Source organism: Streptomyces decoyicus, assembly GCF_019880305.1.
Classification (GTDB): domain Bacteria; phylum Actinomycetota; class Actinomycetes; order Streptomycetales; family Streptomycetaceae; genus Streptomyces; species Streptomyces decoyicus.
On sequence record NZ_CP082301.1, the window covers coordinates 3,682,966 to 3,699,084 of the forward strand.

At 70.1% G+C, this 16,119-nt stretch carries 12 protein-coding genes; 3 read left to right on the forward strand and 9 right to left on the reverse strand.

All coding sequences use genetic code 11. The features are described from left to right. The first annotated feature begins 499 nt into the window (after positions 1-499). Positions 500-1,462 (forward strand): quinone oxidoreductase family protein, encoded by a 963-nt coding sequence (locus K7C20_RS16015; protein ID WP_030080597.1) that lies wholly within the window; start codon positions 500-502, stop codon positions 1,460-1,462. A 182-nt stretch (positions 1,463-1,644) separates the two neighbouring features. On the opposite strand, the gene K7C20_RS16020 is transcribed toward K7C20_RS16015, so the two are convergent. From K7C20_RS16020 to K7C20_RS16050, 7 genes are all read right to left on the reverse strand, one after another. Continuing rightward, positions 1,645-3,234, reverse strand: a complete 1,590-nt coding sequence (locus K7C20_RS16020; RefSeq protein ID WP_030080595.1) for an APC family permease — start codon at positions 3,232-3,234, stop codon at positions 1,645-1,647. 262 nt (positions 3,235-3,496) lie between these two features. Continuing rightward, complete coding sequence (locus K7C20_RS16025; protein ID WP_030080593.1) at positions 3,497-4,954, reverse strand: aldehyde dehydrogenase family protein; 1,458 nt, start codon at positions 4,952-4,954, stop codon at positions 3,497-3,499. 117 nt (positions 4,955-5,071) lie between these two features. Next, positions 5,072-6,811 (reverse strand): N-acyl-D-amino-acid deacylase family protein, encoded by a 1,740-nt coding sequence (locus K7C20_RS16030; RefSeq protein WP_030080591.1) that lies wholly within the window; start codon positions 6,809-6,811, stop codon positions 5,072-5,074. A gap of 75 nt (positions 6,812-6,886) precedes the next feature. After that, positions 6,887-8,011 carry an LLM class flavin-dependent oxidoreductase gene (locus K7C20_RS16035; RefSeq protein ID WP_030080589.1) on the reverse strand — a complete coding sequence of 375 codons (1,125 nt, stop codon included), beginning with the start codon at positions 8,009-8,011 and terminating at the stop codon, positions 6,887-6,889. A 122-nt stretch (positions 8,012-8,133) separates the two neighbouring features. After that, entirely contained in the window at positions 8,134-8,919 is a 786-nt protein-coding gene (locus K7C20_RS16040; RefSeq protein WP_030080587.1) for an SDR family NAD(P)-dependent oxidoreductase, read from the reverse strand. 123 nt (positions 8,920-9,042) lie between these two features. Next, complete coding sequence (locus tag K7C20_RS16045; RefSeq protein ID WP_053210187.1) at positions 9,043-9,954, reverse strand: LLM class F420-dependent oxidoreductase; 912 nt, start codon at positions 9,952-9,954, stop codon at positions 9,043-9,045. A 159-nt stretch (positions 9,955-10,113) separates the two neighbouring features. After that, positions 10,114-11,016 (reverse strand): DUF4231 domain-containing protein, encoded by a 903-nt coding sequence (locus K7C20_RS16050; RefSeq protein ID WP_053210179.1) that lies wholly within the window; start codon positions 11,014-11,016, stop codon positions 10,114-10,116. Between the two features lie 206 nt (positions 11,017-11,222). Between K7C20_RS16050 and K7C20_RS16055 the strand changes: the two genes are divergently transcribed. Both K7C20_RS16055 and K7C20_RS16060 read left to right on the forward strand, forming a co-directional pair. Beyond that, positions 11,223-13,256 (forward strand): toll/interleukin-1 receptor domain-containing protein, encoded by a 2,034-nt coding sequence (locus K7C20_RS16055; RefSeq protein WP_030080583.1) that lies wholly within the window; start codon positions 11,223-11,225, stop codon positions 13,254-13,256. Then, complete coding sequence (locus tag K7C20_RS16060) at positions 13,229-14,032, forward strand: WD40 repeat domain-containing protein (protein WP_150127329.1); 804 nt, start codon at positions 13,229-13,231, stop codon at positions 14,030-14,032. Before K7C20_RS16055 ends, K7C20_RS16060 begins: the two co-directional genes overlap by 28 nt. Positions 14,033-14,077: 45 nt before the next feature. Here the strand turns inward: K7C20_RS16060 and K7C20_RS16065 are convergent, their stop codons facing one another. Next, positions 14,078-14,407: a hypothetical protein gene (locus K7C20_RS16065; RefSeq protein ID WP_052414303.1), complete on the reverse strand. Its 330-nt coding sequence runs from the start codon at positions 14,405-14,407 to the stop codon at positions 14,078-14,080. A 437-nt stretch (positions 14,408-14,844) separates the two neighbouring features. Further along, positions 14,845-16,095, reverse strand: coding sequence for a helix-turn-helix domain-containing protein (locus K7C20_RS16070; protein WP_030080576.1), 1,251 nt, complete (start codon positions 16,093-16,095; stop codon positions 14,845-14,847). Between the last annotated feature and the right edge of the window lie 24 nt (positions 16,096-16,119).

The window sequence follows — 16,119 nt, forward strand, 5'->3', positions numbered from 1 at the left end:
AGCCGATTCATCGACATCGACGACCGGCCTACGGGCCTGCCCGACAGCGGCAGGCCCGCGAAGGTCCGGCAAACGACCCCGGCGGTTCCGCACGACCACCGTCCGGCCGTCGACGCAGATCGCGTGGCGATGCCGGAGGCCGTGGCAGACCGCGTGGGCCATGCCTGACCCGTGAGCGAACGTCCCCGGTGGCGTTCGCCGTGCAGCGCCGCGAGATGCCCCTGTGATCGCCGGGCGCCGACGTACCTTGACAGGGAACCCTGCTCGGCCGGGGGGCATTCTGCTCGGTCGCCGGGCATCCTGCTCGGTCGCGAGGAAGCATGATCCGTCACGGGGAAGTCTGACCAGCCGCGGGGAAGTCTGACCAGCCGCGGGGAGCATGCTCAGTTGCTGGAAAGTCTGATCGGTCTCGGGAAGCAGGATCGGTCGCGGGAAACATCGTCAGCCGCGCGAGTCATGCCCAGTCGCGGAAACATGATCAAGCCTGGGAGGGGCGTTCATGCGTGCCATGCAGTTCGAGCGGTTCGGTGATCCGGAAGTCCTGGCGGAGGCCGAGGTGCCGGACCCGGTGGCGGGGCCGGGCGAGACCCTGGTCGAAGTGGAGGCCGCGGGCGTCAACTTCGGCGACATCAAGCACATGGCGGGCGAGCACACCGACGGTCCGTATGCGCCGAAGGGCCCGTTGCCGCACATCCCCGGCATGGAGGTCGTCGGCCGGACCACGAACGGCAGGCGGGTACTCGGCTACGTCCAGCAGGGTGGCTACGCCGCCAAGACGGTTGTCGCCGACCGCGATCTGGTCACCATGCCATCGGGCGTGAGCGCGGGCGCGGCGCTGGCTCTGCTCGTGCAGGGTCTGACGGCGTGGCATGTGCTGCGGTCGGTCGCCCGCGTGCGGCCCGGTGAGAGCGTCGTGGTCCATGCCGCCGCGGGCGGGACGGGCAGTCTCGCCGTCCAACTGGCCAGGGAGTTCGGGGCCGGACGCATCATCGCCACGGCGTCGTCCGACGAGAAGCGCGCCTTTGCCCTCGAACTCGGCGCGGACGCGGCAATCGACGGCGAGGCGGAGGGCTACAAGGAGCGGATTCTCGACGCCAACCAGGGCCGCCCGGTCGACATCATCCTGGACGCCATAGGCGGTCCGGTCCTCGACGCCGCAGTGGACACACTCGGTTACCTCGGGCGCCTGGTCACCTACGGCGCCTCGTCCCGGAAGGCGGCCTCGGCCCTCACGCCGGAACGACTCGCGGTGGAGAGCATCGCCGTCGCCGGCTTCTGGCTCATCCCGCTCATTGCCCGAAACGGACTCGGCGGCCCGGCACTTGAGGAACTGCTCGACCTCACGGCGCGGGGACGCCTGCGGCCGCTGGTCGGCGCGGAGTACGACCTCGCGCGGGCTCGCGACGCACACGAGGACCTGCTCGCCCGCCGCACGAAGGGAAAGCTGGTGCTCCGCCCTTGAACCGGCCCCGCGCCACGCGCCCCGCGCCACGCGCCCCACGGACAGGACCTAGGGAGAGACCCCTGGTGGCCCAGGGGGAGACACCTCCTGACGGCCCAGGAGGGGCACCCCCTAGTTGCCCAGGGGAGACACCCCCAGTGGCCCAGGACAGAGACCCCCTAGTGGCCTGGAGGAGGCACCCCCTAGTCCTCCACCACCAACGCCGGCGTAGCCCGGGTCAGCACCCCGCCGCGGAAGAAGGCCGGGCTGCGGCGCTGCATCACCAGCATGATCACGACGCCCAGGAGGAGCAGACCGACGCCGATGACGAACACCGAGCCGACGCCGAAGACCGAACTGCCCGAGCCGTAGGCGGGGTTCCACATGTCGATCAGGGTCTTGAAGAAGACGGCCGCGAGCAGGACGCCGCCCAGGGCCGGGAAGACGCCCTTGAACAGCAGATCGCGAGCCGAGTTCCGCAGTTCGCGGCGGAAGAACCAGGCGCAGGCGAAGGCCGTGATCGCGTAGTAGAAGCAGATCATGAGGCCGAGCGCATAGATGGTGTCGATCAGGACGTTCTCGCTGAGGAAGCTCATCACGGAGTAGAAGACACCGGTGGCGACGCCGGCCGCGACGGTCGCCTTGCCCGGGGAACGGAACCGCGGATGGATCGTGGCGAAGGACGCCGGCAGCGCCTCGTACGTGCTCATCGCGAGGACCGTACGGGCCACCGGGATGAAGGTGGTCTGGAGGCTGGCCGCGGCCGAGGCGAGGACCGCGACGAAGAGCAGCACGCCGAGCACGGTGCCCATGACGGGGTCGGCGAGGGCGGCGAAGACATTGTCGGCGGTGTCCGGGTTGCCGAGGCCCACGCCCTTGTCGCCGACGCCGGAGAACATCTGCGCGGCCACGGCGGTGAGCAGGTAGGAACCGATCAGCACGACCATCGCCAGCAGGGCGGCACGGCCGGGCGTCTTCGCGCTGCCGGCGGTCTCCTCGTTGACGGTGAGACAGGCGTCCCAGCCCCAGAACATGAAGATCGACAGCGACAGGCCCGCCGTGAAGGCGGAGAACGACTGGACGGCGAACGGGTCGAGCCAGGTCCAGGAGAAGTCGAGGGAGCCGGCGAAGTCGCCGGACTGCGCCTTGATCACGGCCAGCACGACGAACACGGCGAGCACCGCGAGTTGCAGCCCGACCAGGGCGTACTGGACACCCTTGGTGGCGGTCATGCCGCGGTAGCTGATGGCCGTGGCGACGGCGATGAAGGCCAGACAGGTCAGGACGTGGGCGGCCTTGTTGCCGTCCAGGTCGGCGATGGCCTGGCTGCCGGTGATTTCGCCGAGCAGCAGGTAGAAGAACGAGGTGGCGACGCCGGCCAGGTTGGAGAGCACGATGATCGTCGCGATCACCAGCCCCCAGCCGCACAGCCAGCCGACCCGCGGCCCGAAGGCCTTGACCGTCCAGGTGAAGGAGGTGCCGCAGTCCGGGACCGCCTTGTTGAGCTCGCGGTAGGCGAAGGCGACCAGCAGCATCGGCAGGAAGCCCGCGAGGAAGACCGCGGGCATCTGCACCCCGACCTCGCCGACCGTGGGGCCGAGCGTGGAGGTGAGGCAGTAGACGGGCGCGACGGTCGAGATGCCGATGACCGCGCTGCCGAGCAGGCCCACGGAGTTGCCGCTGAGGCCCTTGCTGCGGGTGCCACCGGGGGCGCCGCTGCGGGTGTCACTGCCGGTAGCGCCGACGCTCGTTACCGTGTCTCCGGCCTGGGGGCGGGGGTCAACCTGAACCATGAACAGGACGTTAAGCGCTGCTGTATCCGTATCCGGAAGATCATCCTCCGCACTTCATTCCTTCATTCCACAGGCCAGAAAACCCATCAGTCGCGCAAAGCAAAGACAGAATCCGAGTCCAACCTTTGCCTTAACGACTTCGACATACATCTTTCGCATTGCGAGAACCGCAGCACTGTCCGTTTTGCGCCGGTTCCAAATTTTCCCGTCGGGCTTCCGCACGCCCGAGGACGGCCCTCCGGCCTCCGCCCGCGTCCCGCCCTCACCCCGGCCAGACGATCGCCTGGAGCTCGCTGTACGCATGCAGCGCGTACGAGCCCACGTCGCGCCCCACCCCGCTCTTCTTGAAGCCTCCGAACGGCGCTTCCATGTTCCGGCCGACCGTGTTCACCCCGACCCCGCCGGCCCGCAGCTGCCCGGCCACGCGGAAGGCGCGGGCGATATCACCGGACCAGACGTAGTCGATGAGCCCGTAGTCGCTGTCGTTGGCGAGAGCCACGCCTTCGTCCTCGTCGTCGAAGGGCACGACCACGACGACCGGACCGAAGATCTCCTCCCGTACGACCCGCATGTCGGGGGTGCAGTCGGCGAGCAGCGTCGGCGCCACATAGAAGCCGCGCTCCGGAGCGGACGGCCGCGCCCCGCCCGCCACGACCCGTGCGCCCTCCTTTCTGCCCAGCTCCACATACGACTCGACCCGGTCGCGGTGTGCGGCCGAGATCACCGGCCCGACCACCGTCCCCGGCGCCCGGGGGTCGCCGACCGTGAGCTGCCCGATGTAGCGCGTGAGCCGCTCGACCAGCGCCTCGTACACCCCTCGCTGCACGATCACCCGCGTCGGCGCCGTGCAGATCTGCCCGCTGTAGAAGGAGTACGTCGTGCCGATGCCGGCCACCGCCGAGTCCAGGTCCGCGTCGTCGAAGACCACCGCGGCTCCCTTGCCGCCCAGCTCCATGAGCTGGCGTTTCATCCCGCGTCCGCACACCTCGGCGATGCGCTGCCCGACGGCCGTCGAGCCCGTGAAGCTCACCATGTCCACGTCCGGCGAGTCCACGGCCGCCTCACCGGCCGCCACGGAAGCGCCGCTGACGACGTTCACCACCCCCGGCGGCACCCCCGCCTCCGCCAGCGCCGCCGCCATCCGGTACACCGACAGCGGGTCCTGCGGAGCGGGCTTGACGACGACGGTGTTGCCCATGGCCAGCGCCGGGGCGATCTTGCCCGCCGGGTTGGCCCACGGGTTGTTGTAGGAGGTGATGCAGGTGACGACGCCGACGGGCCGGCGTGCGGCGAGCGCGCCCAGCACCCCCGCCTTCCCCATCGGCCCCGCCTCGTTGATCTGCGGCGGCAGCCCCTGCTCGACCGGCTCCAGCGCCCCCTTCGCATACCGCCGGAAGCGCGCCACCCCCACCGCGACCTGCATCCCGCGCGCGGTCGCGGTCGTGGCGCCGCTCTCCGCCCGAGCGAGCTCGGCATGCGCCGCGAAGTCGCGCTGGATCACCTCCGCGGCCCGGTCGAGGACCGCGGCGCGCTCCTGCGGCGACGTACGGGACCAGGCCCCGAAGGCCTCGCGCGCCGCGGCCGCCGCCTCGTGGACCTGCGCCCGGCTCGCCTCGGGCGCGAGCCCGACGACCTCTTCCGTCGCCGGATCGACGACCTCGTAGTGGCCGCCGTCGGGCTCGACCCACTCACCACCGATGAACAGCCGCCCCACGGACATCAATTCCCCCTCACCGCCCCCATGCCCCGCCTCACGCACCACGTCTCCACCACGCACCACGTCTCCACCACACCCCACCCCACCAGCCTCAACGCCCGCACCCCCGCCCCACCGGCGTCACTTCGTGCTCACCGTCCTCGTGTCCCGCCCCGACCGCAGCACCGTCCCCGGTACCGCGCCGGTCACCACGTCCTCGCGGATCGTCTCGACACCGTTGACCCACACCGCGTTGATGCCGATCGCCCGGGAATCCAGGCGCGGGCTGTCGCCCGGCAGATCGTGCACGAGCGTGGCCTTGCCCGCGTCGATCCGCTCCGGGTCGAAGAGGACGAGATCCGCATGCCACCCCTCCTCGATACGTCCCCTCTCCCGCAGACCGAAGAGCTGCGCGGGGTCGTCGGTGAGCATCTTGACGGCCTGCTCGAGACCCACCAGCTTCCTGCCCCGCAGACAGTCGCCGAGGAAGCGCGTCGTGTACGGCGCACCGCACATCCGGTCCAGATGCGCGCCCGCGTCCGAGCCGCCCAGCAGCACGTCCTCGTGCTGCCAGGTCTCCGCGCGCAGCGCCCAGGAGGCCGGGTCGTTGTCGGTGGGCATGGGCCAAAGGACCGTCCGCAGCTGGTCGTTGGCGCAGATCTCGATCAGGCAGGCGAAGGGCTCCTGGCCACGCTCGGCCGCGATGTCCTGCACGACGCGCCCGGTCAGCCCCTCGTTCGCCGTGGAGTAGGTGTCCCCGATGACGTACCGGCCGAAGTGGGCGAGCCGCCGGAAGACCCCCGCCTCCTTGCTCTCCGCGCGCCGCAGCATCTCGGCCCGGACGACGGGGTCGCGGAGCTTCGCGATCCGCTCGGGCACCGGCAGGCCCAGGATCTCGCCCCAGCCGGGGATCAGGTTCAGGGCGCAGAAGGTGCCGAGGGACATGTTCATGGGGGTGAGGATCGGCATCGTCAGCGCCACGATCCGGCCGCCGGCCTCCCGGGCCCGCTCGCTGGCGATCAGCTGCCTCGGTACCCGCTCGGGCACCGCCGCGTCGATCGTCAGGACGTTCCAGTTCAGCGGCCGGCCTGCCTCGGCACTCATCGCCACGAACAGCTCGATCTCCTCGTCGCTGAACTGGTCGAGGCAGCCCGCCACGATCGCCTCGATCTGGGTGCCCTCGTGCGCGGCGACGGCCCGCGACAGCGCGAGCAGCTCCGCCGGCCGGGCATGCCGGGAGGCGACCGGCTTTCCGTCGCCGTCGGAATGGGTGGCGGACTGCGTGGTGGACAGGCCCCACGCCCCGGCCTCCATCGCCTCATGGAAGAGCGCCAGCATCTCTTCCATCTGTGCGGGCGTCGGCTGCCCGCCGACGGCGTCCTCCCCCATGACGTAGCGCCGCAGCGCGCAATGTCCCACCATGAAGCCCGCGTTGACGGCGATCCGCCCCTCCAGCGCGTCCAGGTACTCGCCGAACGAGCTCCATGACCAGGGCGCGCCCTCTTCGAGCGCCACCAGGGACATGCCCTCGACCTTGGACATCATCCGGCGGGTGTAGTCGGCGTCGGCGGGCCGCCCGGGGTGCAGCGGTGCGAGCGTGAAACCGCAGTTGCCGCCCGCCACGGTCGTCACCCCGTGGTTGAGCGAGGGGGTCGCGTACGGGTCCCAGAACAGCTGCGCGTCGTAGTGGGTGTGCGGATCGACGAAACCGGGGGCGAGGACGAGACCGGCCGCGTCCTCGCTCGTCCCCGCCTCCTCGGTGACGGTGCCGGGCGGGGCGACGACGGCGATACGGCCGTCGCGGATGCCGACGTCGGCGGTGTACGAGGGCGCGCCCGTCCCGTCCACAACGGTCGCGCCCTTGATCAGGTGGTCGAGCACGGGCTGTGCCCCCTTCCCCCTAGGCGGATAGGCGGAACTCCGCGGGTTCAGGCCCCGCGGCCTGGCGCCGCGGATTCAGCCGCCCGCGGCCTGGCGGAACCGGGTCGTCCGGTGCACCGGATCCGTGTCGATCTTCGGGATCACGTGTTCGCCGATGAGCTTGACCGTGTTCATCGTGTCCTCGTACGAGACCCCGATCGGCAGCCCGAAGCTCAGCTGGTCGGCACCGGCCCGGTCCCAGCGCTTGCACTGCTGGAGCACCTCGTCCGGGTTGCCGCAGATCATCAGCTCCTCGGCGATCAGCAGCTCGATGATCTCGGCGGTGTAGTCGGGCAGCAGCTCGGGCCACTCGGGGATGCCGTCGGGCCGCGGGAAGGTGTCGTGGTAGCGGAAGACCAGCGACTGGAGGTAGTTGAGCTCCCCGTTGACGGCGATCTCCACCGCCTTGTCATGCGTCTCGGCACAGATCGCCGTCGACGTCACCATCACGTTGTCGTTGACGAAGTCGCCGACCGGCTCGGCCTCCCGGATCGCCGTCTTGTACTGCTCCAGCACCCACTCCATGTCGGAGACCTTCTGCACGCTGAAGCCGAGGACACCCAGGCCCTTCTTGGCCGCCATGGCGTACGAGGAGGGCGATCCGGCCGCGTACCACATCGCCGGGTGGGAGGCCCCGTACGGCTTGGGGAAGATCTTGCGCGGCGGCAGCTGCCAGTGTTTGCCCTGGAACCCGACGTACTCCTCCTGGAGCCACATCTTCGGGAACTCGGCGATGGTCTCTTCCCAGATCTCCTTGGTGTGGTTCATGTCGGTGATGCCCGGCAGGAACCCCAGGATCTCGTGGCTGCCGGCGCCGCGTCCGCTGCCGAACTCGAAGCGGCCCTCGCTGAGGTGGTCGAGCATGGCGACCTTCTCGGCGACCTTCACCGGGTGGTTGACCTGGGCGAGGGGGTTGAAGATCCCCGAGCCCAGATGGATCCGCTCGGTCGCATGGGCCAGATAGCCGAGGAAGACGTCATTGGCGGAGAGGTGCGAGTACTCCTCCAGGAAGTGGTGCTCGGACGCCCAGGCGTACTTGAAGCCGGACTTGTCCGCCTGGATGACGTACTCGGTCTCCTCCATCAGCGCCTTGTGCTCCGCGAGCGGATCGGTCTCGGCCCGCTTGCCCACGTATCCCTGTACAAAGAGCCCGAATTCCAAGGAGGTTCACCGTCCCCTGAGCCATGCAGCCATTTCTGACGTACCGTCAGATTCGATGTGCCGACTGTTCCACCGCACCCGGGGAGCGTCAATAGCCGCCGCCGAGGTTGCCTGACGCAGCGTCAGGTAACACTGACCCCCGCCAGCCAGCCGCCGTCGACGACGAACGGCTGCCCGGTGATGTACGACGAGTCCTCGCACGACAGGAAGAGCGCCAGCTTGGCGACCTCCTCCGGCTGCCCGATCCGGCCCAGCGGCACCAGCTTCTGGTAGAGCTCGTCCACGGCCCGCTTCGACTCGGCGGGATCGGCGGCCGGATCGAGCGCGGCCGGGTTGGTCATCGGGGTGTCCACCGCCCCCGGGCACACCGCGTTGACCCGGATCTTCTTGCTCGCCAGCTCCACCGCGGCGACCCGGGTCAGCCCGAGGACCGCATGCTTGGTCGCGGCATACGCACCGACGAAGGCCATGCCCGTAAGCGCCGTGTACGAGGCCGTGTTGACGATCGTGCCGCCACCGGCCGCCTCTATCTCGGGCGCCACCGTACGGATCCCCAGAAAGCAGCCGACCTGGTTGACCTGCACGACCTGCTGGAACTCCGCCAGCGGCGTGGACACCAGCTCGTTGAAGCGCAGTATCCCGGCGTTGTTGACCAGCCCGTCGATCTTCCCGAAGGCGTCCTTGGCCGCGACCGCCGCGGCCTCCCAGTCCGCCTCCTGCGTCACATCCAGATGGACGAAGCGGGCCCGGTCCTCCCCCAGCTCCTTGGCCAGCGCCTCGCCCTGCGCATCGAGCACGTCCCCCAGCACGACCTTCGCACCCTCCGCGACGAACAGCCGCGCCTCCTGCTCACCCTGCCCGCGCGCCGCACCCGTCACGATCACAACCCGCCCGTCGAGCTTGCCCATGCCTGCACTCCTCTGCTGGTGAGTACGTTCCCGCCCCTCCGGCCCGTCGGCTGTGAGCCGCCAGGGGTCAGCCGTCAGCCTCAGCCGTCCAGCCGTCAGCCGTCAGCCGTCAGCCGTCAGCCGTCAGCCGTTGAGCAACGGCGCGACATCCGTCCCGAACGCCGCCATCTGATCCGTCAGTTCGCTCCTGCTGCGGCAGCGGAACCGCACCTGGATCTGCGCGACACCCATCGCGGCGTACTCCCGCAACGACGCGGCGATCCGCTCCGGCGCCCCGGACAGGGTCCGCCGGCCGACCTCCCACCCCGGCTCGCCGACGTACAGCGGTTCGGCGATGGTGCCGATCACGGCGGGCTCGTCGATACCGGCCGCCTCCCGCAGCCTCCGCAGCTTCCCGATCTGCGCCGGCAGGTCCGCCCGCCGGTCCCCCTGCGGCAGCCAGCCGTCGCCGCGCACCGCGGCCCGGCGTACGGCGGCGGGCGAGGAGCCGCCCACCCAGACCGGCGGCCGCGGCGTCTGCACGGGCCGCGGCGCCTGCCCCAGCCCCTCGAACGCGAACCGCTCCCCCGCGAACGTCGGGAACTCCTCCGGCCCCAGTGCCGCCTTCAGCGCATCGACCGTCTCGTCCAGCACCGCCCCACGCCGCTCGAAGTCCACCCCGAGCGCCTCGAACTCCTCCGTGACGTGCCCGGCCCCCACCCCGAGAATCAGCCGCCCGCCGGAGAGCCGGTCGAGCGTCGCGTACTGCTTGGCCGTGACCAGCGGATGCTTCAGCCCGACCACCGCGACATGGCTGAGCAGCCGCACCCGCTCGGTGACGGCGGCCAGATGCGCAAGAGTGGCGACCGGGTCGTACCAGACGGTGCCCATCGCCTCGGCCAGCCGCCGCGGAATCGCGAGGTGCTCGCAGCAGGCGATATACGCGAACCCGTACCGGTCGGCGGCCTGTGCGATCGCCACCAGGTCGACGGGCCCGGCCGCGGCCTCCCAGCTCTCCGCATAAAGAGTGCTCTGCGACTGCACCGGCAACTGCATCCCGTACACCAGCCGCCCGTCCTCCGGCCGCCACACCTCACCGCGCACGCCGTCCACAGGCCCTCCCGCAATCTGACGATGCGTCACACATCTCGCGCGACGACACATCGTCGCGCCTGACGCTCCATCAGACAAGGGCGGGCGCCCGGGTGCAGTCGGCTACACGGCTCCCCGGGAGGCCCGCCACATCGTGTGTTCGCGGCTGATCGCCTCCTCGGCGTCGGCCACCTCCTGCATCCAGTCCGACTCCTCATGGGTCGCGGACAGCCGCTGGTGCACGATGCTCAGTTCGGTGGCCGCGAAGGTGTAGGCACGGCCGAGCGACTCGTACTGCCGCACCGCGAACCAGGCGGCACCGGCACCCAGCACGGCCGCGAGCACACCGGGCAGATCAAAGTCGATGACCTTCAGCAGGCGCAGCACGGCGGCGAGCACACCGAGCCCCTCCACAACGATGAGGCCGATCCGCCAGCGACGGGCCAGGGCGATGTTCACGGCCGCCTTGGTTCCGTACCACTGCTGCTGATCCACGATGCGCCCGGCGAGATACGCCTGCTTACGGCACGCGAACGGGCTGCGGCGCAACTCGCCCATGGCCTGGGTGGCGGCCATGGAGCCCACCGGCACGATGCTGTCGGCCGGCGCCTCCCTGAGCAGGACCTCCAGCCGCTCGTGGAATCTGCGGTCCGCGGCGTCCGCGGGCAGCGTGGCCGGGAACGGCTCGCCCGCCACCGCGTACCGCCAGGACAGCGTCTTCGCCGACTCCGCAAGGGCACGCCCGTCGTACCAGGCGCGCTCCGGCCGCTCCGTGAGCATCCACACCTCCAAGTAGACGGTCGCCAAGAAGGCCAGGAGCACCACCGTGACCGCGGCGTGGTTGCTCGATACCGCGCAAACGGCAGCCGCAATCGCCAGTAACAGCCGCCATTTCGTGCCCCGCATATGGCGGCGCTGCCCCGAAATCGAAGCGGCATCCGCCGACCGGAACACCGCCGGAAAATCCTCTTCGCCGAGTGTTCGCCCCTCGCTCACCGCAGCCCGCCCCCTCGCATCCCGCAACATGAGCCCGAAATACGAACGAAGTGTAGAGCCGATCGTCGGCGGCCATCCCGGCATTCAGGGAACGGGACCGGGCCGGGGACGGGACGCCGCGGTGACACCAACTTCACTTCCACAAGGCACCGTTGCCACCCTCCCCGGCGATGTGGATGATGCGGCGACGGGGACGTGCGGCGGCCCCGTGCCGACCTGACGACGGGGGAACCGGAATGGCTGGTCAGAACGCCTCGCAGCGCACCCACCGATACGACGCCTTCCTTTCCTACAGCCATGCGGCCGACAGCGCCAAAGCTGATCATCTGCGGCGGGGCCTGCAGAATTTCGCGCGCAGCAGCTGGCGGCAATTACGGGCGCTGCGCATCTTCCTCGACAATGCCTCGCTGGCGGCGAACCCAGGTTTGTGGCCCGAAATCGAGCGTCATCTTGCGGATTCCGGCGCCTTTATTCTGCTCGCCTGCCCGAGGTCCGCAGACTCGGAGTGGGTGCAGAAGGAGATCAGTTGGTGGCGCGCCGGCCCCGGGGCGCGGCGGACGCTCATCGTCGTCACCGGCGGCGAGCTGACGTGGGACCACGGGACGGGGGACTTCGACTGGGAGCGCACCACCTGCCTGCCGCGCACCATGGCGGGAATGTTCCGCGACGAGCCTCGGTGGGTCGATCTGCGGTGGATGTCGGAACAGGATCCCGGCTCGCTGCGGGACTCGCGCTTCCAGCAGTGTGTGGCCGACCTGGCGGCCCCGCTGCACGAGCGCCCCAAAGAGGACCTCATCGGTGCGGACGTCACCCGGCAGCGCAGGACGAAACGGCTCGTGCGCGGTGCGCTCGCCGTCATCACCGGTCTCGCCGTGACGGCCGGCCTGGGCTGGGTGAACGCCGTCCAGCAGCGGGACGAGGCCCAGCGGCAGGCCCGGCTGGCGACCTCCCGGCAGCTGGCCGCGACCGCTCTGAACCTGAAGGACGGAAATCTGCGGCTGGCGTCGCTGCTGGCGATCGAGGCGTACCGCATGCAGCAGTCACCCGAGGCCATCGCCACGCTGAACCGGCTCTCCACGGACAGCCCTCATCTGGTGAGCATGGTGTCGAGCGCGAAGGACATCAGCGCGCTCGCCTTCAGTACGGACGACAAGGCGGTCGCTGTCGGGGACGAGGGCGGTGCGGTGGCGGTGCGGGGTGCCGACGGCCGCACCCTGCGTGCCCGGACCTCGCTGCCGGGCCGTATCACGGCAGTGGGCTTCAGCGAGGACGGGAAGCGGCTGGCCGCCGGGGACAGCAAGGGCAATGTGGGGGTCCATGACCTGACGCGCAAGACACTGCGGCGGCTCGTTCCCCTGCCGAAGAGCGTTTCCTCGCTGGGATTCAGCATGGCGGGACAAGTGGCCGGCGCGGACGAGTACGGCACGGTGGCGCTGTACGAGAAGAGCGGGAAGAAGGTCCGTTCGAAGCGCCGCGGGCATTCCGGCAAGGTGACCGTCTTCCAGAACGTCGACTCCCACCTTCTGGTGCGCGACGAGGTGGGTGGCGGCGCCCTGTACACCGTGCCCGAGCTGCGCACGATCCTGGAAAGCAATCAGCTCTCGGTGCCCGCGGGCCAGTACGTGGCGGCCGTCTCCAACGGTGGCCACTGCTTCGGCTACCTCAAATTCGGGCAGTTGATCAGCACCGGACTACCGAAGCTCAAGGGCCATGAGTCCCTCGCCGGCACCTGCCCGGACTTCCCCGCGCTCCCCAACGAGGAAGCCAGGCTGCTGGCGCTGTCCGACAACGGCCGGATGGCCGTGGGCACGGCGTCCGGCATCACGGTGGCCGACGCGCAGCCCAAAGGGCAGTCCGGCCAGCTCCGCAAGCTCACCGGTGTCGGCCGCCCCTCGCTGCTGCAGTTCTCGGACACGGGCGACAGGCTCGCTTCCGCACACGGCAGGACGGTCGCGCTGTGGAACTTCCAGCAGTCTTCCCGGACGGCTCATGCGCACGGTCTGCCCCTCTCGGACGACCAGACCATGATCCACAGCCCGTCGCTGGCCGCCGGGCCGGACGGCCAGGTCGCCTGGAGCAACCTCATGCAGGGCGACCCCGTCGTCAAGGAAACCAGGCTGCACGTCTGGAGCCCGAAGCGCCGCGGCATGCTCATGGGCGGGGACGCCCTCCTCTACGACGCGCTCGCCTTCAGCCCCGACGGCCGGACCCTGTACGCCGGCACGGGCGGCGAGGTGCAGTCATGGCAGGTCCAGGACACCGCTTGGTGAAACGGCACACGGTGACCTTCTCCGGACGGCAGGACGCCTACCGGGACCCCGTCATGATCGCCCCGCGCGCGGACGGCACCCTGGTCATCACCACGGACGACGGGGCCGTCCATGTCGCCGGCCCGTCGGCGCAGCGCACCCGGATCGCGATACCACGCGGTACCGGCGACCCTCAGCGCGGGCTGCTCTCCTCATTGAGCAACGACGGCCGGACGGCCGCGGTGGAGAACACCAAGGGCGCCGTCGACCTCTACGACGTCGGCTCCGACCGGAAAATGCAGTCGGTTCGCCTGGACGGCGAGAAGGTGAATGCGCTCGCGCTGGCCGGCGGGGGAAACGCACTGTTCCTCGACGGCAGCAGAGGAACCTTCGCCCGCTGGGACCTGGACGAACAGCGGTTCCGCTGGCAGAGCGACGAACCGAACGGGGCCCGGGTGACCGCGAGCGCGGACGGCCGTACGGTCCTCACCCTGGCCGACAGTGGCGCCTTGACCAGGTGGGACGCGGACACCGGGGACCGGCTGGGCGGCCCCGATATCCCCCTCCCGCTCCACACGATGTCCGGGTTCGGCGGCATCGGGGAGCACACCGGCTTCGTCATGGACAGCACAGGCACCCTGTGGACAGCCACCGAAGGCGGCGAGGTCCTCTCCTGGGACTTCTCGGTGAACTCCTGGATCGAGGGCCTCTGCCGGATCGCCGACCGCAACCTCACCGACGCCGAATGGCGCCGCTACGTAGGAACCACCCCGCCGCCCCGTCGCACCTGCGGCTGACGGCACGGCACGGCACAACCGGCGCGGACCGATCGGCCCCGCCGCCTATCCGCCCGCGCTCGCGTCGTTGCCGTGCCCCTCGGGCCCAGGGACCGACGACGACAGCCGCGTGCCCCGGCTCACCGCGACCCGGCGCGTGTCCCGCAACGCCACGGTCAGCTCAGCCGCAAGGAAGCGGAGCTCCCGCGCGGTGGCCTTGGAGTCGCCGAGCATGTCGTCGGCGTGGCCGAGCAGGTCGTCCGCCACGTCGAGCTGCATGGTCTCGATGCTGTCGGCCACGCGCGATACGTAGCCGCTGCCGTCGCCCGCGAGGAAGCACGGATTGCCGTCCGGGGTCGACCACGGCAGCAGCCGGACCGTCTGCGACTCGCTCACGGCACGACCACCGCCGCTCCACACTTCAGACGCAGGTCGAGGGGCACACCGGCCACGGCCGTCCAGAAGGCGCGGGGGCGGGCACTTGGCATGCGTACCTGCTGCCGCCGCTCATGCGCCACGAGATACGGCCGGACCATGACGGTGTCCTCACCCCGCAGCACCGGCACACGCGTCAGGCGCCCGGCCGCTGCGGCCCCGCGGGGTTCGGAAGGATGGGTAACGTCCCCCCGGTGACGGCCCGGCGGCGGCAGCAATAACCGCAACAACGGCTCGAAGATCCGGGCGATACAGTGCGGCACGTCGACCTGCTTTCCTCAGGTTGGCCATGCCCCCGAGCCGCCGTTGACGCCGTCGCGGGGGCCTTCGGTAGTCGTACGAGGACTGACCGTAGGGGCCTTGAGGAGGTAGCGGGGGCACACTTTGCACCCCCTCGGTCAGGCGGCCAATACACCGATCCTGACGGCGAGTTCGCTCGCCCGGCGTCGCTGGGACGGGCTCTTGGACTCCGCCTCTTCGAGGACGATGCGTCGCGCATAGCCGTTGTACCGGACGGTTTCCGGCGCCGCCTCGTACGCCTTGCCGAGGGCGGCCAAGGCGGCTTCCGCCTGTCCGTCGAGTTGATAACCGCGCGCTTCCTCGATCCGGTGCCGCGCACGCCGCGGCCGGGAGGGGATCGTCGTGGTGTCGGCAGCGGCCACCTGCCGCACGCTCTCCGCCCCCGCGTGCAACTCGACCGCGAGGGTGACCGCGTGGGCTCCCATGACGGCCCGGGAGAACGATGTCACGGGGTGGTAGTAGTCGGCGGGCAGCCGCTCCGCCATGGCACGTGCCGTATCCCAGTAGCGCCAGGCGGTTCCGGCGTCCCCCCGGCGGGCGGCGGTGTAGCCCGCCTCGAATTGCAGCGCTCCGGCAATGGCGAGCACCTCGTCGCCGGCGTCCGGCAAGAACGCTTCCAGGTAGCGGAGCGTCTCCAGGTTCACCGCGTCGGCGGCGTCGAAGTGTGCGTGCCCACTGTCGCGGTGTGCCTGGGTCGCCAGCCACGCGGAGACGCCGATGGTGTGCGGGTCCTCGGATTCCTGCGCGGAAATCATCCCCCGCTCCACGACCCGCCACAGCAGCGAGGCGTCCGGCTGGTACGCGAGAAAGAACTGGCTCAGGCTGTACGCCTCGGACAACAGTCGTTGCGCCACGCGCCGCTCGCCCGCCGAGTCGGCTTGCAGTACCGCCAGCTGCGCATCCCTTATGAGTTCCGGCAGGAGAGCCCCGATGACGTCGCGGTGGTTCGGCGCGGAATGCCGGGCACCCCACGCGCGGACGAGGCGCTCCCTGAGGTGCGCCGCCGTCGGAGCTTCCCGTCGCGTCGTCAAAGGGAACGTATTGAGGGCCGCCCGTACCGCGGGCAGTCGGGCGTGCCCAGGCCCGGCGAACATGGCGATCGCCATCGACTGATCACCCGTGAGGTCGGAGAGATCCCTGACCCTGAGGGCCTCCGCAATACGCAAGATCGTGGGCAGCTTGGGCATGTGCAGGCGCCCGCCCTCGATCTGCTTGACCCAGCTCGGCGACTTGCCCAGCAGCCCGGCCAGGACATTGCGGCTCATCCCTCTACGGGTCCGCAGGATCTGCATGCGCTGACCAAAGGCAACCGGCTCGGCGAACGGGTCCGGCGTGGCATCTGAAGACACAGCCTTGCCCCTCTCTGTGCAGCT